Below are 25653 nucleotides of genomic sequence, written 5' to 3'. Positions count from 1 at the left end.
CGTATCGAGCGACCGCTGTTTTTCGTATCGAGCGACCGCTGTTTTTCGTATCGAGCGACCGCTGTTTTTCGTATCGAGCGACCGCTGTTTTTCGTGATACCGCTTCGGCTTATGCCATACCTGCGGTGATGATAGCCATTTTGTATACCTCGTCAGCGTTGCATCCGCGGGAGAGGTCGTTGATGGGAGCATTCAGACCCTGGAGGATAGGACCGTAAGCCTCATATCCGCCGAGTCTCTGAGCGATCTTGTAGCCGATGTTGCCAGCCTCGATAAGCGGGAAGATGAAGGTGTTAGCCTGACCTGCTACCTTGGAATCGGGGCACTTGGTCTTAGCTACCTCTGCCGAAACAGCAGCGTCGAACTGGAATTCGCCGTCGATGGTCAGCTCGGGGTCGATCTTTCTTGCTTCGATAACAGCGTCGTGGCTGAGCTGAACAGTGCCGCCCTTGCCCGAGCCGTAGGTCGAGAAGCTGAGAACAGCTACCTTCGGGTCGATGCCGAAGAAGTCAGCAGTTCTTGCGGTCTCAACTGCTACCTCAGCGAGCTGCTGAGCAGCGGAAAGAACAACGTTGCCTTCCTTGTCGAGCTTGTCCGAGTAGCCGAGGTTGATAGCGCAGTCGCCCATAGCGATCTTCTCTTCAACGCCGTCCTTCTCTCTGAACAGGATGAAGGAGGAGCTTACGAGGTTGGAGCCCGGCTTTGTCTTGATGAGCTGGAGAGCGGGGCGAACGGTATCAGCGGTGGAGTAGGTAGCGCCGCCGAGCAGAGCGTCAGCCTTGCCAGCCTTAACGAGCATAGTGCCGAAGTAGTTGGACTGTGCGAGAGCAGCGCGGCACTTTTCCTCGCTCATCTTGCCCTTTCTGAGCTCGAACATCTGAGCGGTGAGGGCGTCCATATCTTCATAAGTAAGGGGGTCGAGAACAGTAGCCTTGGAAACGTCGAAGCCGCCCTTGTCAGCAGCAGCCTTTACTTCGTCAGCGTTGCCGCAGAGGATAACGCCCATCAGGTCTTCCTTGAGAAGTCTGTCAGCAGCGGAAAGGATCCTTGCGTCGGTGCCCTCGGTGAATACGATAGTCTTTCTGCTTGCCTTCAGGTTAGCGAGCAGTTTGTCAAACATTGCCATATTAGTTACCTCCAAAATAAAATCATAATACCTATTATACCATGTTCTTCTCACGATTTCAAGTATATAATGGTAATTTTTTTCTTAAAAAACGGCAAAAAAACAGGGAGAACGCGGATGTCCTCCCTGTTATGTTCATAATTTCACTGCCGTTTCAGCGTCGTGGAAACCAATTAGTCTTCCTTGCGCTTCTTAGCAGCAACAGTCATTACAGCGCCTGCAACTACAGCAACTGCTGCACCGACTCCTGCGCCTGCACCTGTGTTCGATACAGCGGTGGTATCGATCTTCGACGAAGAGGTCGAAGGAGTGGAGGTAACGGAATCATAAGATTCGGTGGAAGAAGTGGACTCGGTGGAAGAAGTAGACTCGGTCGAATCGGTAGACTCGGTCGAAGAAGTAGACTCGGTAGAATCGGTCGGCTCCTTGTAATCCTTAATGATCTCTATCTGCATTGTGCCGGTACCAACGTTGTCATCAAGGAACTTGATGCCGATGCCACTGCCGGTTCTTGCGGAGCGGAGATCCTTCTCGTCGCCTGTACCGTACTGGGGCAGCTCAAGAGCCTCGCCCATGGAAGGTGCGCAAGCAAGATCCCAGAGGGACTTGGAGAATGTGCATACAGGAGCAGGTTCGCCGAGCTCGCTCTCAACATAAACGATATTGTCGCCGATTGTGGTCAAGGTATCCTCACCCTTTATCTCAAGGTTAAGAGTGGTGAGAGCGGGACGGTGCTGAGGAACGTTGATAGCGTTGTAGTCAGCATTGGTGTAATCGGGATCGAGCGGATAAGGCTCGGTGAATACGTTCTCGTCAACGTGGTACAGAACAACGCCGCCGTCAGGGAACTCCTTGGGGTTGAAGTACTTCATACCTGCATCCCACTTGTTGTTGTTGCGGACTTCAACGATGTAGTACTCACCCTCGTTTGCAGTCGGGATGATGAGGTACTTGCCCTCTTCCTCAGCAGTGGTGTAATCCTCAGCGGTAACGTCATAAACGCCCGGCTCGGAAACTATCTGCGGCTCGATCCAGCCGAGGCAGAACTTGGACATAGGATCGAAGGAGAAGGGGAGATAACCGGTCTTGTCTGCGTTGACACCCCAGGAACCGCCGTCCATTACGCTGAATCTGTTGGGGGTGTAGCCGAGCCACTCGCCCTCTTCGTTGTAGTTGATATCATAGTAGTCGAACAGACCAAGATAGTGGCCGAGCTCGTGAGCAAGGGTGCTTACGCCGTTGAGCAGCTCGTCGTCCTTGCTGAGCCATTCGCCCATGCAGATGTACTTGTTAAGGGAAACGTTGTTTACGGTCGGGTAGTCCATGAGCTCGTTGGAAACGCCCCAGTCAAAGCTGAAGGAGTGAGCCCATACGCCGCATTCGTCTTCCTTGTCGCCTGTGTAGGAAGCCTCGTTGCCTGCAACGATGATACCGATGGAAAGCTCCTCGGTCTCGATGGCGCCGTTGCCGTTTGTATCGTAGCTTGCGAAGTCTACATACTGACCAGCCTTCTCGATAGCCTCTTTGTAAGCGGTGAGCATGGAAACGTTGGCCTCGGTGCTTTCGAGTGCAGCCCAGTTCTCGTGATTGCGGTCGAGATTTACGTGAACAACGCCGTCATTAGCCTTATCAGCAGTGTTGGTATTGATGTCGCCGTCGAATTCGCTGGTCTCCTTTACGGGAGCGAAAGTGAACTTGCCGCAGGACTGATCGGTGTAGTACTGGGACAGAGAATACTCACCCTCGAAGATGGTGTTTGCCCAGTCTGTATCGTTTGCGTATTCAGCATTTTCAAAGCCGATGACAAGGATCATCAGCGGGATCTCACCTGTTACCTTGGTGGAGATGCTGGAAGCCTGCTGAAGATCAAGCTCAGGTGTACCGTTGGAGATGTCATGGCTGATATAATTTCTCATAGGAGCCCTGGCGTTTACTTTTGCCATCTTCTCCGCCTGGGGAGCAGCGGCAGGAGTGAGTGCGCTTACAGATATAGCAGCAGTCATCATCGCAGCGATGGACGAAGCAGCAAGACCTGCAAGAATGCCCTTCATTTTCATTGTGAATCATCCTTCCTCAAATTTTTTCCGTTTGATGTTTCAGACGTATAGTTTTATCGCCTCTTTAGCATTATATCACATACCTTTCACTTTGTCAAGCATCCCGTCAAATATTTATATAATTTATCCAAGTGTTTGTCGAGTTTTTGTCACAGAAATTACACGTTTTCAGGCGGCAGCGGAGCGCAAATGCTTAATCGTTTTCTGTTTTTGTGCTAATTCTACATTAAAATCATAGCAGTTTTATACGAATTGCTGAATTTTTATCACAAATCAAGCAATCATTCAAAAACTATGATATAATAAAAATGGACCGACCCGTCTGCACTCATGAAGAAGCAACGGTCGGGACTTATTTTTTCTATACGAAGGGAACATACTTATGAACAGAAGCTATGCACTGCTCGGCGGAAAGCTCGGACACACCATGTCGCCGCCGATACACAAGGCACTTTTCGACCTCAAAGGCAGGTCTTTCACCTATGACATCATCGAGCTCACCCCCGAAGCACTGGCGGAGAACACCGAACGTCTGCGCTCTCTTGCGGGCTTCAACATCACGATACCCCACAAGGTCGCCGTCATCGACATGATGGACAAACTCGACGAGACTGCGAAGCGTTACACCTCGGTCAACTGCGCCGACATGAAAGACGGCGTGCTGACAGGCTACAACACCGACTGCGTAGGCTTCCTTGAAGCGATAAAGGCGATGGGCGCTGACCTGGGCGGAAAAGTCCTGCTGGCAGGATGCGGCGGCGTAGGCAGGATGATGGCGGTGGAAGCCGCGCTTGCGGGTGCCGACCTCACCGTGGCTGTTCTTGAGAGCGATATGCCCCTCGCGGAAAAAGCCGCCGAGGACATCAGAGCCATGAAGCCCGACGCAAAGATCACCCTCTCCATTATAAATAAAGTAAAGGCAGAGCATTTCGACCTGCTGATGAACGCAACACCCGTCGGGATGTATCCCAAGACCGACGCCTGTGCCGTTTCCGACGAGCTCATCGCCGCTTCGGACGCCGTTTTCGACGTCATCTACAACCCGGGCGACACGCTTCTTCTGAAAAAAGCCAAGGCTCTCGGCAAAAAGACCTCGGGCGGTATGTCCATGCTGGTATGGCAGGCTGTCAAAGCCCACGAGATTTGGGACGGCGACAGTTACACCCGTGAGGAAGTCGCCGCGATAATCGACGAGATGCAGCGTCAGGTAGACGAGAAATTCCCCAAAGCGTGAGGTGCGGCCATGATAAAGAAAAACAAGCCCGTATATCTCTGCGGATTCATGGGCTGCGGAAAGACCACGATAGGCAGGCTGCTTGCGAAAAAGCTGGGCAAGGAGTTCATCGACCTTGACGACTACATCGAACAGCGCGAGGGCATGACCATCCCCGAGATATTTGCTCAGAAGGGCGAGCCGTATTTCAGACAGAAGGAGAGCGAAGCCCTCTCCGACCTGCCGCCGTCGGCAGGAGTTGTCGCCACAGGCGGCGGCACCCTTCTGTCCGAAGCGAACGGCGAACTTGCGCGTTCGCTGGGCACGGTGGTGTTCATCGACTGTCCCTTCGAGGTGTGCTACGGACGCATCAAGGATGACCCCCACAGACCGATAGCCGCGTCCTCGACGAAGGAACAGCTGAAGGAAAGATATGAACAGCGCAAGCCGCTGTATCAGGCTCATTCGGACTTTGCGGCAGACGGAAGCGGCACCCCGATGATGATAGTCACCGAGATACTGAAATAATAACTGCGGATACAGCCGTTCCGTGTCAGCGTGAGAAGCGTTTTCTTCTCTGCGGACACGGGACGGCTTGTTTTTTAACGATATGACAAATGTCATATCGCGGTGATTACATTTTTCACTTGAGAAAACGTTTGCGGTATGGTATCATATATACAACGAAAAAAACAACTCACACAAATGAAAGGAACGGTGGCATTATGGCACAGTCTGTCGTTAAAATAGAAAACCTCGTAAAGAGATACAAGGAGCTTATCGCTCTCGACCACTTCTCGCTGGAGATATTCGAGGGGGAGGTGTTCGGACTGCTCGGTCCAAACGGTTCGGGCAAGACCACTACCATCAACTGCCTGCTCTCGCTTCTCAGCTACGACAAGGGCGATATAGAGATATTCGGCGAGAAGATGACCCCCTCAAGCTACGACATCAAATCGAAGATAGGCGTTATCATGCAGAACGTGGCGGTGTTCGACGAGCTGACCGTATATGAGAATATCGACTACTTCTGCGGTCTGTACGTCAAGGACAAGGCGGCAAGAAAGCAGTATGTGGATGAGGCGGTGAAGTTCGTCGGGCTTGAGGAGTTCACGAAGTTCTACCCGAAGAAGCTGTCGGGCGGTCTGCTCAGACGACTGAACATCGCCTGCGGCATCGCCCACAAGCCGAAGCTCATAATCCTCGACGAGCCGACAGTAGCCGTTGACCCCCAGAGCCGAAACAAGATACTCGAAGGCATACAGGAGCTGAACAAACAGGGCGCGACGGTCATCTACACTTCCCACTACATGGAAGAGGTCGAGCAGATATGCTCACGCATCGCCATCATGGACAAGGGCAAGTGCATAGCCCTCGGCACCAAGGAAGAGCTCAAAAAGCAGATGAAGAACACCGAGACCATCACCGTCGAGGTCATGGACGTTACCGAGGCTCAGCTTGAAGACGTAAGACGGCTCGCACACGTCTATGAGGTGACTCTTGAAAACGGCAGGCTCACTGTCAAGTATTCGGGCGGCAAGCACAACCTGCTCAGACTCATGACCTATATGCAGGAGCAGGACATCCGCTTCGGAAGAGTTTATTCCGAGCTTCCTACCTTAAACGATGTGTTCCTCGAATTCACGGGCAAACAGCTGAGAGACTAAAGGAGACTTCACAATGTTCGGACATATATTCAAATATCAGATACTGAGCTCTGTTCGGAACAAGCAGGCGATGTTCTGGCGGTTCATTTTCCCGACGCTGATACTCGCGACGCTGTTTAACTTGGCGTTCGGCAGTCTGTACGAGACCACCGAGAAGATGCAGGCGATAAAGGTCGCGGTGGTGACCGAGGAAAAGAACATCTTCTTCGATCAGGTGTTCAACGCGGTGTGCGAGGGCGATGACCCGCTCTTCGACGTCGTCACCAACGACGAGGAGAAGGCGAAGGAAATGCTCCGCGACAAGGACATAATCGGCATCATCTACTGCGCCGAGGAGCCGCACCTGACCGTCGCGTCTGAGGGTACACGTCAGTCGATAATCAAGTTCTTCCTTGACCAGTACAACGTGAACCAGAAGCTCATAATGGACTTCGCAAAGAACGACCCCTCAAAGCTTCCCGACCTTATCGAGAAGATGCAGAGCGAAACGTCGGCAGTCCGCACGCGCACACTCAGCAGCGGAAACAGCGATGTGTATATCCAGTACTTCTACAATCTGATCGCGATGCAGGCGCTGTTCAGCTTTACGTCGGGTCTGGCGGTCATCTGCCGCGGTCAGGCGAACCTCTCGGAGATAGGCAAGAGAAACTGCGCATCCCCCGCGAAAAAGTGGATATGTGCTCTTGCAGGGCTCGCGAGCGAGTTTGCGCTGTCCTTCGCGGGGAGCATACTCACGGTGATCTATATCGTGTTCATACTGAAAAAGGAGATGGGCGTAAGCATTCCGGTGATGCTGCTCATCACGGCGGTCGGCTCGCTGACGGGCATCTCGATCGGGTTCTTCTTCGGCGGCATCGGCAACGCGAACGAGGAAAAGAAAACAGGCATCCTCACGGCGATAGTCATGGCGCTCTGCTTTATGAGCGGACTTATGGTCGGCACAATGCGTGCGGTCGTCGAGGAGGATATGCCGTTTTTCAACCACATAAACCCTGCCGCACTCATCACCGACTGCTTCTACTCGGTGAACACCTACGGCGTCGGCACGCGTTTTGCGACTGACATCATCACACTTTCCGTTATTTCCGTAGTTCTGACGGTCGGCGGAATGATTCTCATAAGGAGGCAGAAATATGCAAGTCTCTAAGGCGTTTTTCAAAGTGGCGCTCAAGCGTCTGCCGAGTATCATACCTTACTTTATCATATTCGTCGTGGTAGCGCTCGTGATGACGGGCAACTCGAAGGAGAATGCTGACTTTTCCTCTCAGAAGCTCGATCTGGTGGTCATCGACAACGACGACACCGAAGCGAGCCGCGAACTGAAGAAATACCTGCTCAAGGGCAACAACGAAAAGACCCTCCGCTCCGACGATGACGAGTACATTCAGGATATGCTCTATCACGAGATGATCGACAGCGTCATCACCATCGACAAGGGTTTCTCCGACAAGTTGACAACGGGCGAGACCGAAGGCTGCATCGAGGCGCTGACCGTTCCCTCGACCTTCACCTCGCAGTACTCCAATTCCATCATCGACCGCTTCGTGACTTCGGCAGAGATGTACGTCAGCACAGGCAGCGACCCTGCCGAAGCGTGCAGAAAAGCCGCCGAAATGTCCGATACGACCACGAATGTTGAGCTCAGTACCCAGAAGTCACCCCTCGGCAACGGGCTTGCCTACTACTGTCAGTACTATGCTTATATCATCATCTGCATCATCATCAACGGTCTTGCTCCGATACTGATGCGTTTCTTCTCGCTGGACATCCGCCGCAGGATAGACGTTTCTGCGCTGCCGCTCTACAAGAAGAACGCCGTCATCATCGGTGTGACGAGCGCCTTCGTGTTTGCAGTATGGATGGCTATGATGTGCATCGCTCAGGCGACATACGGCGGATTCTTCACCGAGCGCGGGATGTACTGCCTGCTCAACTCCTTCGTGCTGACGCTGGTGGTAACGGGCATCGCGCTGGTGGTATCGGTGATGTGCAAGTCCATTGACGGCATTTCGGGCATCACGAACGTTATCAGCCTCGGTATGAGCTTTCTCTGCGGCGTGTTCGTACCTGCCGACCTTCTCGGCGGCGGCGTTCTCTCGGCAGCGAGGTTCCTGCCCGTATACTGGTACATCAAGGCGAACAACATGATATGCGGACTTGCGGGCGAGGTTTACGATGCAAACGGCATTCTCAGGTCGATAGCTGTTGAACTGCTGTTCGCGGCGGCGCTGTTCACGGTGTTCATGGTGCTCAGCAAAAAGAAAATGCACGATACCGAATAAACGGCATGACAAAGACGGGCTCTGTGAGGCAGGGCTCGTCTTTTTTGTGTCCGCACCGATTGACTTTCGGGGTCTGTCCTGATATAATTAATAACAGATGAATGCGGTATACTTATCAGCAAAGTACATATGGAGTGAGTAAAAAATGAGCAGGCATATAGATTTCACTATCGAAGCCGACGGTTTCAGGGGGCGTTTCTACAAGGGATGCCGCGAAAACTGTGCGGTCATCTTTGTTGGCGGTTTCGGCATCAGCGAGATGATGAGCGTCAAGTCGTCGCAGTTTCTGCTGGAGAGCGGCTACAGCGTTATGGTGCTGGGGCTGTATCTCTGGGAAGGTCTGTCGAAAGATATGTGGCACATACCCGTGGAGTACGCCGAGCGTGCCGCCGCGTGGCTGGCGGAGAACGGTCACGGGCGGATAGCGGTAGTCGGCATCTCGACGGGGGCGGCATACGCGCTGTTATCGGCGTCGAAGCTGCCGCAGATAACCTGTGCGGTCGCAGTTTCGCCGTTCGACCATGTGATGGAAGGGGCGAGGCTGTTCGGGGAGCGGACCGGCAGGTCGGTGTATTGTTTCCGCGGCGAGGACGTTCCGTTCAGCAGGTTCACGGGGCTTGAGAATGGCTGGGGCAGACCTGTTGTGAGAGCGGCGCGGCGGCACGAGCTTGCGGATTTTTCGAGGAAGAGCTACGAATCCGCGGAACTGAGTGAGGAGTCGCGTATACGCACGGAGGACATAAACGGCGGGATACTGCTGATATGTCCCGACAACGACGAGTTTTACCCATCGGACGAAGCGGTGACGAGGATAGTTGAGTCGTTAAGGGCGAGCGGTTTCGGGCATCGGGTGAAGGCGTTGAGGTACAAGGGCGCGTCCCATGCGTTAGGGAGCTGGTGTACTGATGAAGCCGGGGTGAAGATCTTTCTGAGGACGCATCTGACAGCGGAGAGGAAGCGGCCGATAGCGTGTGCGGAAGCGCGGAGGAAGAGCACGCTTGCGATAGTAGATTTTCTGGACAGCTGGGCTGAGGAAAAGTGACAATTTGCTGAAAATTTTATAAAAGGGGTTTATTTTTAGAAAGGTTAGTATTATAATAGTAAAAGGCAAATGTATGTTCTTTTTTCGGTCAAGCCACCGTCTCCGTCGAACACGGGACGTTTGATTGATTTTTGGATTATTGGAAGGAGTTTTATAAATGTTGACAATAGAACAGCTCAGAGAGAAAAAACATATCCACTTTATCGGTATCGGTGGGTCGGGAATGTTCCCTATCGTTCAGATACTTCACTCTCAGGGCTATAATATCACAGGCTCGGATAATAATGAGACAGAGACCCTTGACCTCGTCCGCGGTATGGGTATCCCCGTGATGCTCGGTCAACGCGCCGAAAACGTCGAAGGCGCTGACCTTATCGTTTATACCGCAGCTGTCCTCGATGATAACCCCGAACTGGTGGCTGCACGCGCAAGCGGCGCTGATGTCGCTGAACGCGCCGATATGCTCGGCCTCCTGACCCGCGTTTTCTCTAACGCTATCTGCGTTACGGGTACTCACGGTAAAACTACCTGTACTTCAATGCTGACACAGATCTTCCTCGAAGCAAATGAGGATATCTCCTGCTTCATCGGCGGTAAACTGCCCGCTATCGGCGGCTCGGGACGCTACGGTAAAAGTCAGACTTTTGTCTGTGAATCCTGCGAGTTCAAGGATCACTTCCTGAAACTTACCCCCGATGTCGCGGTGATCCTTAACGTCGATGCCGACCACCTCGATTACTTCGGCTCCCTCGAAAATATTATCGCGTCGTTCAGAAAGTTCGCTTCCATGACTACTCACGAACTGGTCGTTAACGCCGACGACGCAAATACCCTCAAGGCTGTCGGGGGTCTCGATAAGCCGACTATCACTTTCGGATTCGGCGAGACGGCCGACTACCGCGCCGAGGTCATCGGGTCTAAGGGTATCACCACAAAGTTCAGGATATTCGACCACGGCGAGGATATGGGCGAGTTCGAGATAAACGTTCCGGGAAAGCATAATGTCCTCAACGCCGCTGCCGCAACTGCCGCCGCACGCAACGCAGGCGTTTCCTACGACGCTATCCGCGGCGGTCTTGCGAAGTTCGGCGGTGCTGTCCGCCGCTTCCAGAAGCTCGGCGAGGAAAAGGGCATAACCGTCGTTGACGACTACGCTCACCACCCTGCCGAGATCGCCATGACCCTCAGAGCTGCCAAGACCCTCGATTTCAGGAGAGTGTGGGCGGTGTTCCAGCCTTTCACCTACTCGCGCACCGAACTGCTTGCGGATGACTTCGCAGAGGCTTTGCAGATCGCCGATAAGGTGGTGCTCACCGACATCATGGGCAGCCGCGAGAAGAACGATCACGGTATCTACACCGATATGCTCGCCGCGAAGATTCCCGGCTGCATCTGGTTCGAGACCGACCATGCGCTCGTGGATAAGCAGACCGCCGAGCAGAAGGAGTTCAACTTCGCTCAGTGCGTTGACTACATCGCGGAGCACGCAGGCGAGGGCGACATGGTCATCACCATGGGCTGCGGCGATGTGTACAAGGCCGCAAAGCTGCTGCTGAAAAAGCTCGGCGAATGAAATGAGAGGTGCGGCATATGAAAAAGAAGCTGACAGATAACGAGCGCAAGACCTACGAGTTCATCCGAAGCCGTGTGCGTCAGGGCATTCCGCCGTCCGTCAGGGAGATATGCCTGAACTGCGGTTTCCGCTCCACCTCGACGGCTCACCGCATGGTGGCTATGCTGACTGAAAAAGGCTACCTCGAAAAAGCCGACCACCTCAACCGCGCCATCAGGCTCGCAGGGGAGAGCAGGTCGGTGAAGGTGCCGCTGATAGAAAAGACCGACCCCTCGCTGCCCCTGACGGCTGCCGAGCTGGTCGCGTGCTATATCGATGTTACACCGCCTTCCGTGACCTCGGGCGAACTGTTCGCGGTGCACGCCGCCGATGACCTCCCCGAAAAGGCTATCCTCTCGGGTGACATCGCCGTCGCCGAAACAAAGCGCACCTGCTCTGTAGGCGATGCGGCAGTCTTCGCCGACCCCGACGGCACTGTCTCAGTCCGACCCTTCTCCGAAGGCGACACCCCCCTCGGTAAAGTAACAGCCGTCATCAGATACCTCTGAGCTTACGTTTTCAGAGTGCGGGTTTGAATTGGGGGAGACCCTTTTGGAAAAGGGTCCTCCCCCAAACCCCCTCACTAAAACTTTTAATATGTCGTTTTTTGGTTCGGGTTTGGAAGATGGACTATCACCGCTTCAAGAGTATTGTTTTTGGGGTGGTTCTTCCTTACTTTGTATTGGTCGGGAAAATAGCAGTTCTTATTAAATATAGTAAAAAGACGTTCGATGGTGCATAACGCATTATTGAGCGATTCAGACGGTCTCTCTTGAAATGTTGAGAGACTATCTTCCCAACCACAACCAACGAACGACATATTAAAAGTCTTTGGAATGGGAGCCGCCTTAGCTACGCACGGCAAGGGTAGAACCTTTCTTCAGAAAGGTTTCCCCCGGCAAAACCCGCACATACTTCGATAAAAAGGAAAAGGGAAAAGAAATGCAAGTGTTTTGTACCAATTGCGGCAAGCCGCTTCGGTCGGATATGAGGATATGTCCGTACTGCGGGAAGGTCGTAAGAGAGCCTGTCGGTGAGGGCAGGCAGGCGCAGAGGAGGTCACCGCAGCGTCCGCCGCAGCAGAGGCAGAGGCAGCAGCAGGCGGCGCGTCCTGTGCAGCAGCGCAGACCTGCGGCTGCACCTGCACCTGTAAAGAAAAGACCTCAGCCCGTGCAGCAGTATGCCGAGCGGAAGGCTGAGGTGTCAGAAGCACCCGTTCCGAAGAAGAAGCATCTTCTGCCTGCGTCTGTCATGAGGAAGATATACCGTGCGCTTACTGTTGCGGTAGTGCTTACGGGGCTGTATATCTCGATATTCATGATACAGGTGTTCAGGGTCAAGACGGCGACCTATCCGTTCAAGACGAAGATGAAGCTCAGTTATTCAAGTTACGGGCAGGCCATGGACGCCTACTTTGAGGACGGGAGCTGGAGCGTCAACCCATTCATATTCACCTGTACATACAAGGGCAAGAGTATGCACGGGGAGGACTACACCATAGTCTTCTCGGCAGGCACGAAGATAAAGGTGAAAGAGATGGTCGTTGACGAGAAGGAGATAAAGAAAAACATCTTTGAAGAGAAGATGCTGGGAATGTTCATTTAGTGTTTTACAGAGAATATGGAAAGAAATAAAAAAGGCAAGATAATACGCACACTGAAAACCGTCGTCGTGTACGTTGCGACTCAGCGCACGGTCGTTATAATCGCGCTTTTCGTTCAGCTGCTGATACTGGGATTTTTATTTGTTGGGCTGTCGAAGTACTCGACGAGGGCAGTCCTCATATTCCAGCTGCTTGCTGCGATCACCGCCGTGTACATCCTGAACACCCACAGCAAGGCGGAGATGAAGCTCGGATGGCTGGTGCCGATGGTGGCTTTCCCGATATTCATGGTGGCGATATATTTCTACCTGTCGAATCAGCATTCGGCGAGGATGGTGCGAAAGCTGTACGCGGACAAGTGCGCCGCCACGAAGAAGTACCTTTCGCAGGATGAGGAGACGATACTCGCGCTGAAAGAGTGCGACGAGCAGACCTACCGCTATGCGTGCTACATGAAGGACTATGCGGGCTACCCCGTTCATCAGGGGTCGCAGGTGACCTACTTCCGTTCGGGCGAGGAAAAGTTCGAGGTGCTCAAAAACGAGCTTGAGAAGGCGAAGCACTACATCTTCATCGAGATGTTCATCGTAGACCAGGGAATGCTCTGGGACGAACTGCTGGCGATACTGAAACGCAAGGCTTCCGAGGGAGTGGACGTGCGTTTCATCTACGACGGACTTGCGTCGCAGAGCCTGCTTCCGTTCAACTACCACAAGCGGCTGTGTCAGTGGGGCATACAGACGAGGGTGTTTCAGCCCTTTGTGGCTCTGCTTTCGTCGATACAGAACAACCGCGACCACCGCAAGATAGTCGTCATCGACGGCTGCACGGGCTTTACGGGCGGCGACAATTTCGCCGACGAGTACATCAACCGCATCGAGCGTTTCGGCTACTGGAAGGACACAGCGGTGATGATAAAGGGCGAAGCGGTGTGGAATCTGACCATGATGTTCCTGCAAATGTGGGAAGTCGTGGACAGGAACGGCACGAGCGGCGGTTACGAGAGTTATCAGCCTTCGGCGCACAGGCTGGAGAAGTACAGTTCGGACGGCTTTGTGCTGGCGTACAGTGACTCGCCGCTCGACGACGAGGACGTTGGTGAGCTGACCTATCTGAACATTCTGGGCACGGCGGTGAACTACTGTTACATTTCGACGCCGTATCTTATCCTGAGCGAGGAGATGTTGGGGGCGTTAAAATTCGCGGCGAAGCGGGGAGTTGACGTTCGGATAATCGTACCCGGGATACCCGACAAGTGGTATGTAAAGTTATTGGGCGAGTATTTTTTCGATGAGCTGATGGCATCGGGAGTAAGGATATACGAGTACGACGGGTTCAACCATGCGAAGATGTTTGTATCGGACGATGAGAAAGCGGTAGTAGGGACGATAAATCTTGATTACCGCAGTTTATATCTGCATTTTGAGAATGCGTGTTTTCTGTATCGGGTAACGGCGATAAAGGATATCAAGGCTGATTTTCTTGATATGTTTGAGAATCATTGCAGGGAGCTCACGCCCGAGCGTTTTGCAGAGCGGCCGTTTTACAGAAAATTGGGAGCGGCGTTGTTAAAGATAATAGAACCGATGTTATAGAAACGAACCACCGTTCCGTGTTCGCCAGAGACTAAAAAGTTTAGGAGGGAGGGAGACCCCCGCCTTAGCTGCGCACGGCTACAAAGGCTCCCCCGGCAGGGGCTCGGGGACAGCGTCCCCGCCCAGGGAACATGGCTTTGAAGCCAAAGCGCACAAACGCCCCGACCAAAAATAAAATCGGCATTTCCCGAAAACACGAGGAAAAGAACTCAACATGAAAGACGAGTTCAAACAAACCCTCGAAGCGTGAAATGCCGATTTTATTTTGCCAAAAGAGCGAAGCGACTTTTGGCAAAGCCCCCAAAATCGCGCCAGCGATTTCTACAGCCCAACGCAAAAAAATGTAGTCCTCGCGACGTTTCTTGTCGCACCTTCGGCGCGAGGGGGTGTTTCACTCGAATCGCTTGCGCTCTCTCGCGAAAATAAAATCGGCAAATCGGTGTGTTCTTGATAGATTGAGATAATCCTTCTTTTGGAGCCTTTCGGGACGGGTTTTCGGGATTTGCCGATTTTATGTTGGTGGGGGATGTTGGTGCGCTTTGGCTTCAAAGCCTTATTCCCTTGGCGGGGACGCCGTCCCCGAGCCCCTGCTGGGGGACCCTTTGAAAAGGGTCTCCCCAGACCCCTCCTAAACTTTTTTCTGCCCTGGCGAGGACGGGACGTTTGCTATAAAAAAGAGGAGCGTCTTGCGCTCCTCTTTCCTTATGACATACATTCCTGCTTTTCACTTATTCGCATCGATCTGCCTATCTGCGACGCGATATATTCGCCCTTATCATATATATCGCCCGTCAGTCCACATAACAACAGCCCATATATATTGTCACCGCAGAACACGGGGAACGTCGCATACCCCGTCTTTACATTCGGCAGCTCGCTCCTCGAAAATAACTCGCTGATAGGACATCGCCTGCGCTCGTTCGACAACAGATACAACTCCCCCGACCTCACAACACACCTCAACAGCGCATATTCGGGGAACGGTGTCCTCTTCTCATCATCATAAATCAACGGCTTCTCATACACGTACAGCGCCGCATTGTCGATACCGAGCTTGTCAAAACTGCGGAATATGCCTTCCTTGCCTTCCGTGTCAGCCGTCGATGCCGCTATGAACTCCTGCATATTCGTCCTCAGCTTCTGATATTCCTCCTTATGTGAGGTGTTCTCTTCCGCAAGAGCACAGATGGCTTTGTCCTTCATTCTCAGAAACAGCCTGTTTATCTTGACTACCGCCGCCATCGAGTGGGACGCGTCGTTCATCCCGTCCTGCAAATGCTGTATGCTCTTCAGCAGTTTCCCAGCGTCGGTGTAGTCCATCGCGCCCTTCTCAAAGAACTTGTCTATCATCAGCCCGAGCTCTTCAAAGGTCTCCTCGCTCATGTACCTGCGTTTCATCGCAAACAGCATCCTCGACAGTATCTCGTAGAACAGCCTGCGGAGATCGACCATCTCGCGGCTGATATACTCGCTCTTGTAGCGGTAGAATATATCGTCGAACACCCTGTACACGAACGAAGGCACCACGTTCACCATCTCGAAGGTGGTATAGTCATGCATATCATACATCAGCGAAGCCCTGCCGTAAAGCCTTGTGGGCACGACAGCGGACTTCACCTCGATACCGCCCAGCATCGCAAGCAGCAGTTCGAAGGCTCTCTGCCCGAGAGAAATGCTCTCCGCACCTATGGACGTGAGAGCAGGTATCAGCTCACTGGACATACGCGTGTTATCGAAGCCGAACACCTGTATATCCCTGCCGGGAACAAGGTCTCTCTTCTTCATCGCGTCGTAGAGTCCCTTTGCCACCGCGTCGTTGACGCAGAATACCGCCTGCACGTCGGGGTTGTTGTCCAGCAGTCTGCCCGCTTCCTTCTCGCAGTTGGCGGTCATGTCAGTATGCACGAAATTCTTCTCGCGGAAGCTGATCCCGTACTCGGCGAGACAGCAGGCGAAAATAGCCTTTCGCGCCCTTGCGTCCTTGTTGTTGTCGCGTCCGCCCAGCATACACAGCTTCTTGACGCCGCCCACGTTCACAAGGTACTCGACAGCTTCGCGTATGCCCGCCTCGTTGTCGTAGTTGACGGTCACGTAGTCCTTCATATCCGAAGCCACGAACACCATCGGCTTGCTGCGGACGTTCATGTATTTGTTGCCGTGGATAATGGTATTCGCCTTGTCCCTCTCGCTGAGACTGCCGAGGTGTATGATGAATCCGTCCAGGTCGCAGGTATCCGCGAACCCGAACACGGTGTTATACACCCTTTTGTAAGCGTGCAGCCACTCGGGCTCGCTGTTCTCGATGTGCTTGCCTGGCAGCACCACTATACGTATATTGCGGTTCGCAGGTATAGCGCTGACGATGCTCTTGACGAGCTCCTTCGAGAAATCGCTGCCTATATCCTCAAGCAGCAGACCTATGATCTTTTCATTTTTTCTTCTGCTTTCAATCATAGTATCCTCCGCCTGTTACCTTGCGCCGATCTCGGGCTCGGGCTTCGAGAACAGATATCCCTGCGAGAAGTCGATGCCCATTTCCAGCAGCAGATGCTGTATGCCCTCATTCTCGACATACTCGGCGATTATCTGCACGCTGCGGTTGCTGAGCTTCTTCCAGCCCGAGATAAGTTCGATAAGGTTCGCGCTGCGGGGATCCTCCGCGCATCCTCTTATAATAGAACCGTCCAGTTTCAGGAAGTCGGAATTGATGCTGATGATATGCTGAAGGTTCGAGAAGCCGCAGCCGAAATCATCTATTGCGATAAGTCCGCCCAGTTCATGCACCTTATCCACGAACGTCATAAGCTCGTTGTAGTCGTCGATGTCCTCATTTTCAAGTATCTCGAACACGAAGTTCTCGGGGTGTTCCGCAGTCGCGAGGAACCCGTATATATATTCCGAGATATCGCGGTTCTTGATGTCCCTGATACCGATATTGATGCTGACGCTCTTGTCGGTCTCCCGTCTGAAACGGTCAAAGACTTTCTTTATCATTATCTTCGATATAGAGTCATACAGCAGTCCGTAGCACCTCGCCACGTCGAGGAAGGAGGCAGGATAGTACACCTTGCCGTTCTCGTCCTCAAGCCTCATCAGCGCCTCGTAGTGATGTATCTCCCCGAGCTTGTTGTCGTAGATGCCCTGAAAATACGGTATCACCTTATCGTGCGAGATAGCGTAGTTTATCACGTTCACCATGTGGTAGCGCTCACGGATGCTCTCCTCGTCCAGCTGTTCGGAGTTTGCGTCGCGGACGTGGAACTGAATGTTCTTCTTCGCCATCTCCACTCTGCCCGAGTAGTAAGCCTGACTAACGTTATCCACCGTGCAGTCGTCGATGACGCAGAACATCGGCACCACCGCTATATAGTCCTCGGTAGTCTCGAAAAGCTCTCTCTGAAGCTGTTCCATATCCCTGACGAAATCCGACAGTGCCACCATATAGCTCGGCGCACCCACCGCCACGTGCCAGTCCTCCAGCAGGTAGATGTTATAGCCCATCTTCCGCGAAAAGCTCAGACATTTCGAGATGTAGTTCTTCTTTGTGAGGTCTATCAGCTGCTGAGGGAACACCACCTTCATCGAGGAAGTGTTGTACACGTTTATCATGCAGATGCGGTCTATGCCCTTGAGCTGAATATCCATCTTCATGGCAGCGCCGCTCGGTATCTCGTCGCTGTCGGAGTAGAGCAGCTTCATCTCACAGTCGCGGACGAAGGCTTTCAGACTCTCGGCAGCAGCCGCGTCCTTGTTCTCCGCAAAGCGTTTCTCCACGTCGTAGAGGTAGTTGAGCAGCTCCGAATTATCCGCCACCAGCGAATCCGTGTGTGAGAACGCGAAGGGATTATATCGCTGTGCCGCAGGCTCCTCGCCCATGACCGACACCACGAACGAACAGTTCGCAAAGGTATTGCGTCCGTCCACGCAGGCTATCTCGCCCTCGGTGATACAGCCGCACATATTCGTATTCTCGTAGACAGAAAGCTCCCACTTCACGCAGTTTGCGTATATCATTGAGCGTGCGATGCAGGAGTAGCCGAAGATAGTCTCGGCCTTCTCGAAGTTCTCGACCCGTCTGAACAGCAGGCGGTTATCGGTCATTATCTTTCTGTCGTATATGAATGCGCGTTTGAGTTTCTTGCCCGCACTCACGTTGTGGTTTGCGGTTATCATCTCGCGCCTTGTGTTCTTGTCCAGGTCGGGATGCTGACTGTACTTTTCGGCGTTCTCGGGGTCATACTCATCGAAAACGTCGGAGATGCTCCTGTTGTCGTTGAAGCTGACGAGTATCGGTATATCGCTCGCATCCGAGTAGACGAAGGGGAAAAGGTTCGTGAGCTCGGGACGGCTTATCAGCTCGTCGCCGACGCCGACACGGTACTCATGTGCCGCATCCTTGCCGTCGATGGAGAGTATGCAGGTGCCGAAAGTATCGGTTATCTCCGACTCCTCACCCAGAGCCTGAACGCCCGTAGCGTAGGAAGTGAAGCTCTCGACCTCATCGCCGCTGATGGCAGCGACTATGATGCCCTTGTTCGACCAGCCGTTCTCATCGAACACGAATCCCGAAGCCAGGAACTTTCGCAGGCTTATCTCCGAGGTGTTCGCGAGACCGCCTATCATCTGTACGTGCGGGAAATAGTCGTTGCACTTGTCAACGAAGCTGTACACGTCGAGATACTTTCCCGTCAGGAAGGTCAGCATCAGCTTTGTGTCGTCGGTGATGACAGCGTCCCTGACGTTTTTGCAGAGCTCATCGGGGTCGATGGGCAGCCTGTTGTCGCCGAAGGTGGGCAGAGAGGCAGTCCTGATGCTGCCCTTTGACATCTGCGTGACCGAAACGACGCACTGATTCTGTATGAGCTTGCCCCAGCAGATGGGTGCAGACGTACTTGTGCCGAAAATGTGCGCACCGGGCACCAGCTTCGCGATGAACCTCGCCAGGTCTACCGCCTCGTCCTCAAGATGTATCGCAGTATGTATGCGGATAAGGATATCGCCCTCAGACGGGTCGAGCATGAGCTGATTGAAAGCCTCTGCGAGCCTCGTCTTTGACACATACTGGAAATTCCATGTAAACATAGCATCTCTCCTTTTTGCCGCCGCAGACATTTCGGCAGCCTTGTAAGCCTATATCAGTATCTATTATATCACATTTTAAAAATTATGTCATTAGCCATTATGGTGAAAAATACGATTTGTTAATTATCCACAAACATTCAGGACAATATTTGTCAGGTTTTCGCCTGTTATTTCTCAAGCTATTGTATAACTGCCAAAAAACAAACATCGGATTTAGGTGATATTGACTATAGAAAATCGTCAAACAAGAAACCGTAAAAGCTCGCCGTACTCCCGATATGCAACAATATGAACCTCAAAAGCTTGCCGTTTCCTACCATCTCGATAGGATAAGCAGAGCCATCTCCCATAGAAACTTCCAAAAGTTTTACGAAAAAACGCGGTTCAGTGCATTTTCGGAGTTGCTAACATCCCGTCAACAGTTTCGCGAAGGTCTGTTAACCAAATATTTATGACACATTCACTAATTTGTCGCCGCTATTTTGGAAGAACTTACAAATCGCATCCCGCATACCCTGCAATAAATCGCTTTTTGCACCGCGATGTGATATAATATATATAATGACTATAACCTTTTCACGAATAAAACGTCTTATATAAGGAGGATAGCTATGAGGACAAAAACGTCTGTGTACAGGGCGGGCATCTCGTTGGCTGTCTGCGCCGCATTGATATTATCGCTGATATGCGGACTGCCCGTCGGCAGCCGTGTCAGTGCCGAATCCGCCGTGACTGAGTCGGAAGAACATCTCACCGTTGACCCCACGGGTAAGAACGACGGCTACTCGGCTGTGCTTTACGACAACACGAACGGTCTGCCGACTTCGGAAGCAAACGCCATCACCGAAACAAAAGAGGGCTTCATCTGGATAGGCAGCTACAGCGGTCTTATCCGCTACGACGGCAATACCTTCGAGCGTATCGACTCCACCTCGGGCATCGCAAGCGTGGTGAGCCTTTACACCGACTCGAAGAACCGCCTGTGGGTCGGCACCAACGACAACGGCGCGGCCGTCATGGAAAACGGCGAATTCCGTATGTACAACAAGCACGACGGTCTGAAATCCCTGTCGGTGCGCTCGATAACCGAGGACTCGGAGGGAAGGATATACATTGCCACCACTCACGGCATGGCTATGATAGGCGATGACATGGAGCTCCACGCCATAGACGAGCCGCAGATAAACGATGAGTACGTCCGCCTGATAAAGACGGGCGCGGACGGCGTCATCTACGGCGTGACTATGAACGGCGCGGTCTTCACCATGAAGGACGGAAAGCTCACGGGCTACTACGACCCGAAAAAGCTGGGGGTAAAGGACATCCGCACCATACTCCCCGACCCCGACGACCCGCAGTACGTCTACCTCGCGAGCAAGCAGTCCGCCCTCTACCGCTGCAATCTGCAAAAAAGCTCCGCCGCCATAGAGATGAACGACCTCTCGCCGCTGGGCTACGTCAACGCCATCTGCCGCGTGGAGGACATGACCTGGGTCTGCACCGACAACGGCATCGGCTTCGTCAGAAACGGCAGGAACTTCACCCTCGACAGCATCCCCATGAACACTTCCGTTGAGAACATGATGGTGGACTATCAGGGCAACCTCTGGTTCGTGTCCTCGCAGCAGGGCGTGATGAAGATAGTGCCGAACCAGTTCTCGGACATCTACGCAAAATACGGGCTCGATGACGAGGTGGTATACTCCACCTGCATACGGGGCTACAGGCTGTTCATCGGCACGAAAAACAGCGGTCTGCGGGTCATCGACAGAAGATACGGCAAGGCTGTCGAAAAGCTGCCCATCATGGAAGCAAAGACGGCTTCGGGCGTGGAGCTCGGATACAAGGACCTGCTTGAAATACTCGGCTCGTCAAGGATACGCTCCATCATCCGCGACAGTCAGGACAGGCTGTGGATATCCGTGTTCGGAGAGAATTCGCTCGTCAGGTACGACGGCAATAACGCGCTGGTGTTCACCACCGAGGACGGTCTGCCCTCAGACCGTGTGAGGGCTGTGGCAGAGCGCAGCGACGGCAGCTTCATGGTCGCCTGCACGGGCGGTCTTGCCCTGATAAAGGACGACAAGGTGGCGGAAGTCTACGGCGAGTCCGCCGGCATCAGCAACCCCGAACTGCTCACCGCCCTCGAAGCGGACAGCGGCGATATGCTGATAGGCACCGACGGCGACGGCATCTATGTACTGGGCAGCGACAACAACACACTGCACCTCGGCACCGATTCGGGGCTCGGCTCGGACGTGGTCATGCGCATCAAGCGCGACAGGACGAGAGAGCTATACTGGATAGTCACCAGCAACTCCATCGCCTGCATGACCCCCGACTACAAGATAACCACCATATGGAAATTCCCCTACTCGAACAACTTCGATATGTACCAGAACAGCGCCGACGAGATGTGGGTGCTCAGCAGCAACGGTATATATGTAGTCCCCACCGAGGAGCTTATCCGTAACGGGGACATCTCGCCCATTTACTACGGCAGGGACAACGGTCTTTCCTGCATTTCCACCTCGAATTCCTACAGTGAGCTCACCGACAGCGGCGACCTCTACATCTCGGGCACTACGGGCATCGCGAAGGTGAACATAGAAACGCCTTTCGAGAGCGTCAGCACCATAAAGATGGCTGTTCCCTACATCGAAGCGGACGGAAAAGCAATCTACCCCGACAGCCTCGGCAGGATGATAGTGCCCTCGGACGTGAGCAAGGTCACAATTTACAGCTACGTCTACAACTACTCGCTGATGAATCCGCAGGTCACCTACTGTCTTGAAGGCTTCGACAGGAACGAGACCACCGTCAAGCGCAGCGACCTTGTGCCCATCGACTACACCAACCTCAAAGGCGGAAATTACACCTTCACCATGAGGATATCCGACTTGCAGGGACACGGCAGCAAAGAGCTCTCGATAGAGATAGTCAAGCAGAAGAATTTCTACGAGATGCTGTGGTTCAGGATACTTGAAGTCGTGATCTGTGCGGCGCTGGTCATCGGCATTTCCATGCTGATATTCCGCTACAGGACGAAGAAGTACATCAGGAAAGAACAGGAGAACAAACAGCTCATCCGCGAGATCGTTGAGGCTTTCGCGAAAGTCATAGATATGAAGGACAAATACACCAACGGTCACTCTTCGAGAGTCGCCGAGTATACGTCCATGCTGACAAAGGAACTCGGCTACAGCGAGGAGACCGTGGAGCAGTACTACAACATCGCACTGCTGCACGACATCGGCAAGGTCGGCGTTCCGCCCGAGGTGCTCAACAAGCCCGGCAAGCTCACCGACACTGAGTTCGCGATAATCAAGTCACACTCGGCACTGGGCTACAACACCCTCAAGGACATCAGCATCATGCCCGAACTCGCGATAGGCGCAGGCGCACATCACGAACGTCCCGACGGCAAGGGATACCCCAAGGGTCTGAAGGGCGAGGAGATACCGAGAGTCGCGCAGATAATCGCGGTGGCGGACACCTTCGACGCGATGTATTCCGACCGTCCCTACCGCAAGCGCATGAATTTCGAGAAGGCGGTCTCCATCGTCAGCGAAGTTCGCGGCACTCAGCTTGCCGAGGACGTAGTGGATGCGTTCCTCAGGCTGGTGGAAAAGGGCGAGTTCCGCGCTCTCGACGACAACGGCGGCGGCACCACCGAGGACATCGACAACATCCACAAGCGGCTCGCAAAACAGGAAGCAAAGAAAGAAATACAAGACGACAAAAACAAGATGGAAGAAGGCAAAAAGAAAAAATGATCCGTATTCCCGGAATATCAGCAGAAGCGCTCCGCAAGAACCATCGGCTGATCGCTGCGGCAGCGGCGGCGCTTCTGATAATCATCATCATAGCATTGGCGGCGTCCTGCTCTGACAAGAAGCCGAAGAAGAAGGAAAAGCCTGCAAGCAGCAGTCAGGTGAGCAGTTCGGCAGCCGACACCGCTGCGGCTGTGACCAGGACCGAGAGCACTGCGGGAAGCAAGCCGAAGGACATGGCAGAGCTGAAGACCAAGCTCGAAGGGATGTTGGAAAGCGAGCCCGGCGACTGGTCGGTATACATCAAAGACCTCAGCACGAACAAGACGATACTCATCAACGAGCGCACCTTCTATCCTGCGAGCACGATAAAGCTGTTTGCGATGGCGGCGGCGTACCAGCAGATATACGACGGCAAGTATGTTGAGGAGACGCTTTTCGGCGACATTTCGGCGATGGCTTCAAAGAGCAACAACGACTCATTCAACAATCTCGTATGGAATATGGGGAACGGGTACATCACCGAGTGGTGTCATGCGCACGGGTACGAGGACACATATCAATACAGTGGTCTGCGGCCAGCCGACAATGCGGACGGTCTGGACGATCCTGAGGGGCGCACGAACCAGACATCAGCGAAGGACATTGGCAGATTACTTGAGAGCATATACAAAGGCGAATGTGTATCGCCGATGTATTCAGCGCGGATGTTGAATCTATTATTAGAGCAGGAGTATCGGGATAAGATACCTGCGGGCATCCCGAACGGCTGTGCGGTAGCGAACAAGACAGGCGAGACGGATGATGTGAGTCATGATTCAGCGATAGTATCCACGCCAAACGGAGATTACATCATAGTCATCATGTGCGATCATCCCGGGAAAGCCGATGATATTTTCGGATATTTCAGCATACTCTCGCAGGAAGTGTACAGATATTTTGAGAAGTAAGAAAAGCCCCGAGGAAACTCGGGGCAAAATCATATCCACCGTCCCGTTCTCGCCAGGGCAGAAAAAAGTTTAGGAGGGAGGGAGACCCCCGCCTTAGCTGCGCACGGCTACAAAGGGTCCCTCAGCAGGGGCTCGGGGACGGCGTCCCCGCCCAGGGAATAAGGCTTTGAAGCCAAAGCGCACTAACATCCCCCCCACCAACATAAAATCGGCAAATCCCGAAGAAAACGTCCCGAAAGGCTCCAAAAGAAGGATTATCTCAATCTATTAAGAACAAACCGATTTGCCGATTTTATTTTCGCGAGAGAGCGCAAGCGATTCGAGTGAAACACCCCTCATCACGACGAAGGTGCGACAAGGCAGGAGGGCTATATATCAAAGTAATCGGTTTACGGCTGTTTCGGTATGGCTGTGGTTGTGCAGGGATGAAAGAAATCGCTGGCGCGATTTTTGGGGCTTTGCCAAAAGTCGCTTCGCTCTTTTGGCAAAATAAAATCGGCATTTCACGCTTTGAGGGTTGGTTTGAGCTACACTTTCACGCGGAGTTCTTTTCCTCGTGTTTTCGGAAAATGCCGATTTTATATTTGTGGGGGATGATGGCTCTCTTTCGGGTCAGAGCCATGTTCCCTGGGCGGGGACGCTGTCCCCGAGCCCCTGCTGGGGGACCCTTTGAAAAGGGTCTCCCCAGACCCCTCCTAAACTTTTTAGGTCTCTGGCGAGGACGGGACGGTTGCCTGGATCTGTAGTTCTTTTTCTTATTGGATTATTATACAATGTTGTATTGACAAGGTTATTAAAGTGTGTTATAATTAAAAAAGTAAATCATACATACGGTATGATAGACAAAAGGAGGAAAAAACTATGCCTTTTATCAATGTTAAAACAAATGCTCCCTTCAATAAGGGCCGCGAACTTAAACTGAAATCTGAACTCGGTGAGGCTATCTCCCTTATCCCCGGTAAAAGCGAAAGCTGGCTCATGATAGGCGTCGATCAGCAGATCATGTACTTTAAAGGAAGTAATGAACCCGCCGCTATAGCCGAAATCAGCGTCTACGGTAACCCTTCAAAAGACTCCCTCGATAAACTTACCGCAAAAGTTACCGAGATCCTCGCTGAACAGCTTACCGTTAAACCTGATAGGATCTACGTAAGCTACTTCTCAACACCAAATTGGGGCTGGAATGGCTCGAACTTCTGATGAATTTATGGAAACAGCGCTGAAAAGTGCTGTTTCTTTTTGTTTTGTTGAAAATACTATACAAATCCGACATGGTGTTTGAAATGTCTTAAAAGAAACTGTGCAAGTCTACAAACCTGAAAAACTTGTCAAAAAAGGGTTGACAAGAGTGGGATTGTTTGATATAATAATTAAGCTGACTGAGACAAACGGTACAGAAAAACGGACAACAGAACACAAATGACAGGAATGTGCAAAGCGTGTAATGAAGGACGTTTGAAAGTAAAGTAAGTCAAAGGAAAGCAAACTACCAAACTCCGTTCAAATTTAGTTAATAAAAGATTTTAAAAATCTTAATTGACAAAACAAACGAAATATGGTAAACTAAAATAGTTGACCCGCTCGTAACGAAAACGAGCAAGAAAGTAAAACATCTGAATGAGCCTAAAACTTATTCAAAAAGAGTTTACAA

Annotated in this window: 17 protein-coding genes; 13 read left to right on the top strand and 4 right to left on the bottom strand. The window is 52.6% G+C overall.

The features are described 5' to 3' along the window. Positions 1 to 109: 109 nt before the first annotated feature. Both pta and BT142_RS17175 read right to left on the bottom strand, forming a co-directional pair. The gene (gene pta / locus BT142_RS17180; RefSeq protein WP_072419405.1) at positions 110 to 1126 is read right to left on the bottom strand and encodes a phosphate acetyltransferase; all 1017 of its coding nucleotides are present in this window, start codon (positions 1124 to 1126) and stop codon (positions 110 to 112) included. 173 nt (positions 1127 to 1299) lie between these two features. Further along, positions 1300 to 3183, bottom strand: a complete 1884-nt coding sequence (locus tag BT142_RS17175) for an immune inhibitor A domain-containing protein (RefSeq protein WP_072419404.1) — start codon at positions 3181 to 3183, stop codon at positions 1300 to 1302. A 382-nt stretch (positions 3184 to 3565) separates the two neighbouring features. Between BT142_RS17175 and BT142_RS17170 the strand changes: the two genes are divergently transcribed. The 10 genes from BT142_RS17170 (at position 3566) to cls (ending at position 14197) form a co-directional block, all read left to right on the top strand. Then, on the top strand, positions 3566 to 4417 hold the full coding sequence (locus BT142_RS17170) for a shikimate dehydrogenase family protein (RefSeq protein WP_072419403.1): 852 nt from the start codon (positions 3566 to 3568) through the stop codon (positions 4415 to 4417). A gap of 9 nt (positions 4418 to 4426) precedes the next feature. Continuing rightward, entirely contained in the window at positions 4427 to 4924 is a 498-nt protein-coding gene (locus BT142_RS17165; protein WP_084659547.1) for a shikimate kinase, read from the top strand. Between the two features lie 197 nt (positions 4925 to 5121). Continuing rightward, positions 5122 to 6063 (top strand): ABC transporter ATP-binding protein, encoded by a 942-nt coding sequence (locus BT142_RS17160; RefSeq protein WP_072419402.1) that lies wholly within the window; start codon positions 5122 to 5124, stop codon positions 6061 to 6063. A gap of 13 nt (positions 6064 to 6076) precedes the next feature. Continuing rightward, positions 6077 to 7210 carry an ABC transporter permease gene (locus BT142_RS17155; protein ID WP_072419401.1) on the top strand — a complete coding sequence of 378 codons (1134 nt, stop codon included), beginning with the start codon at positions 6077 to 6079 and terminating at the stop codon, positions 7208 to 7210. Further along, positions 7197 to 8345, top strand: coding sequence for an ABC transporter permease (locus BT142_RS17150; RefSeq protein ID WP_072419400.1), 1149 nt, complete (start codon positions 7197 to 7199; stop codon positions 8343 to 8345). The genes BT142_RS17155 and BT142_RS17150 overlap by 14 nt, the downstream gene beginning before the upstream one ends. Before the next feature lie 145 nt (positions 8346 to 8490). Then, a complete protein-coding gene (locus BT142_RS17145) occupies positions 8491 to 9387 on the top strand; it encodes an acyl-CoA thioester hydrolase/BAAT C-terminal domain-containing protein (protein WP_072419399.1) in 897 nt (298 codons plus the stop codon). A gap of 157 nt (positions 9388 to 9544) precedes the next feature. After that, positions 9545 to 10960 carry a UDP-N-acetylmuramate--L-alanine ligase gene (murC, locus tag BT142_RS17140; RefSeq protein ID WP_072419398.1) on the top strand — a complete coding sequence of 472 codons (1416 nt, stop codon included), beginning with the start codon at positions 9545 to 9547 and terminating at the stop codon, positions 10958 to 10960. Positions 10961 to 10977: 17 nt separating this feature from the next. After that, a complete protein-coding gene (locus BT142_RS17135) occupies positions 10978 to 11508 on the top strand; it encodes a LexA family protein (protein WP_072419397.1) in 531 nt (176 codons plus the stop codon). 439 nt (positions 11509 to 11947) lie between these two features. Then, entirely contained in the window at positions 11948 to 12604 is a 657-nt protein-coding gene (locus BT142_RS17130; RefSeq protein ID WP_175545517.1) for a zinc ribbon domain-containing protein, read from the top strand. A gap of 15 nt (positions 12605 to 12619) precedes the next feature. Next, positions 12620 to 14197 carry a cardiolipin synthase gene (gene cls, locus BT142_RS17125; RefSeq protein WP_072419395.1) on the top strand — a complete coding sequence of 526 codons (1578 nt, stop codon included), beginning with the start codon at positions 12620 to 12622 and terminating at the stop codon, positions 14195 to 14197. A gap of 702 nt (positions 14198 to 14899) precedes the next feature. Here the strand turns inward: cls and BT142_RS17115 are convergent. Together BT142_RS17115 and BT142_RS17110 are read right to left on the bottom strand one after the other, a co-directional pair. After that, complete coding sequence (locus tag BT142_RS17115) at positions 14900 to 16651, bottom strand: LacI family DNA-binding transcriptional regulator (protein ID WP_072419393.1); 1752 nt, start codon at positions 16649 to 16651, stop codon at positions 14900 to 14902. 15 nt (positions 16652 to 16666) lie between these two features. Further along, positions 16667 to 19279, bottom strand: a complete 2613-nt coding sequence (locus tag BT142_RS17110) for an EAL domain-containing protein (RefSeq protein ID WP_072419392.1) — start codon at positions 19277 to 19279, stop codon at positions 16667 to 16669. A gap of 611 nt (positions 19280 to 19890) precedes the next feature. On the opposite strand from BT142_RS17110, the gene BT142_RS17105 reads away from it, so the two are divergent. The 3 genes from BT142_RS17105 (at position 19891) to BT142_RS17090 (ending at position 25202) form a co-directional block, all read left to right on the top strand. Continuing rightward, a complete protein-coding gene (locus BT142_RS17105; RefSeq protein WP_072419391.1) occupies positions 19891 to 23055 on the top strand; it encodes an HD domain-containing phosphohydrolase in 3165 nt (1054 codons plus the stop codon). After that, positions 23052 to 24002: a serine hydrolase gene (locus tag BT142_RS17100; protein WP_072419390.1), complete on the top strand. Its 951-nt coding sequence runs from the start codon at positions 23052 to 23054 to the stop codon at positions 24000 to 24002. The genes BT142_RS17105 and BT142_RS17100 overlap by 4 nt, the downstream gene beginning before the upstream one ends. An 861-nt stretch (positions 24003 to 24863) precedes the next feature. Beyond that, positions 24864 to 25202, top strand: coding sequence for a phenylpyruvate tautomerase MIF-related protein (locus BT142_RS17090; protein ID WP_072419388.1), 339 nt, complete (start codon positions 24864 to 24866; stop codon positions 25200 to 25202). The last annotated feature ends 451 nt before the right edge of the window (positions 25203 to 25653 follow it).

This window comes from Ruminococcus sp. YE71 (assembly GCF_900119155.1).
Classification (GTDB): Bacteria; Bacillota; Clostridia; order Oscillospirales; family Ruminococcaceae; genus YE71.
The sequence above is the reverse complement of the archived record's forward strand: the minus strand, read 5'-3'. Positions and strand labels throughout refer to the sequence as shown.

Coding starts and splice junctions, on each gene's coding strand:
- BT142_RS17170 (WP_072419403.1), top strand. CDS start 3,566: ATGAACAGAAGCTATGCACTGCTCGGCGGAAAGCTCGGACACACCATG.
- BT142_RS17135 (WP_072419397.1), top strand. CDS start 10,978: ATGAAAAAGAAGCTGACAGATAACGAGCGCAAGACCTACGAGTTCATC.
- BT142_RS17100 (WP_072419390.1), top strand. CDS start 23,052: ATGATCCGTATTCCCGGAATATCAGCAGAAGCGCTCCGCAAGAACCAT.
- BT142_RS17115 (WP_072419393.1), bottom strand. CDS start 16,651: ATGATTGAAAGCAGAAGAAAAAATGAAAAGATCATAGGTCTGCTGCTT.
- BT142_RS17155 (WP_072419401.1), top strand. CDS start 6,077: ATGTTCGGACATATATTCAAATATCAGATACTGAGCTCTGTTCGGAAC.
- BT142_RS17105 (WP_072419391.1), top strand. CDS start 19,891: ATGAGGACAAAAACGTCTGTGTACAGGGCGGGCATCTCGTTGGCTGTC.
- pta (WP_072419405.1), bottom strand. CDS start 1,126: ATGGCAATGTTTGACAAACTGCTCGCTAACCTGAAGGCAAGCAGAAAG.
- BT142_RS17145 (WP_072419399.1), top strand. CDS start 8,491: ATGAGCAGGCATATAGATTTCACTATCGAAGCCGACGGTTTCAGGGGG.
- BT142_RS17090 (WP_072419388.1), top strand. CDS start 24,864: ATGCCTTTTATCAATGTTAAAACAAATGCTCCCTTCAATAAGGGCCGC.
- BT142_RS17150 (WP_072419400.1), top strand. CDS start 7,197: ATGCAAGTCTCTAAGGCGTTTTTCAAAGTGGCGCTCAAGCGTCTGCCG.
- BT142_RS17175 (WP_072419404.1), bottom strand. CDS start 3,183: ATGAAAATGAAGGGCATTCTTGCAGGTCTTGCTGCTTCGTCCATCGCT.
- cls (WP_072419395.1), top strand. CDS start 12,620: ATGGAAAGAAATAAAAAAGGCAAGATAATACGCACACTGAAAACCGTC.
- BT142_RS17160 (WP_072419402.1), top strand. CDS start 5,122: ATGGCACAGTCTGTCGTTAAAATAGAAAACCTCGTAAAGAGATACAAG.
- BT142_RS17165 (WP_084659547.1), top strand. CDS start 4,427: ATGATAAAGAAAAACAAGCCCGTATATCTCTGCGGATTCATGGGCTGC.
- murC (WP_072419398.1), top strand. CDS start 9,545: ATGTTGACAATAGAACAGCTCAGAGAGAAAAAACATATCCACTTTATC.
- BT142_RS17110 (WP_072419392.1), bottom strand. CDS start 19,279: ATGTTTACATGGAATTTCCAGTATGTGTCAAAGACGAGGCTCGCAGAG.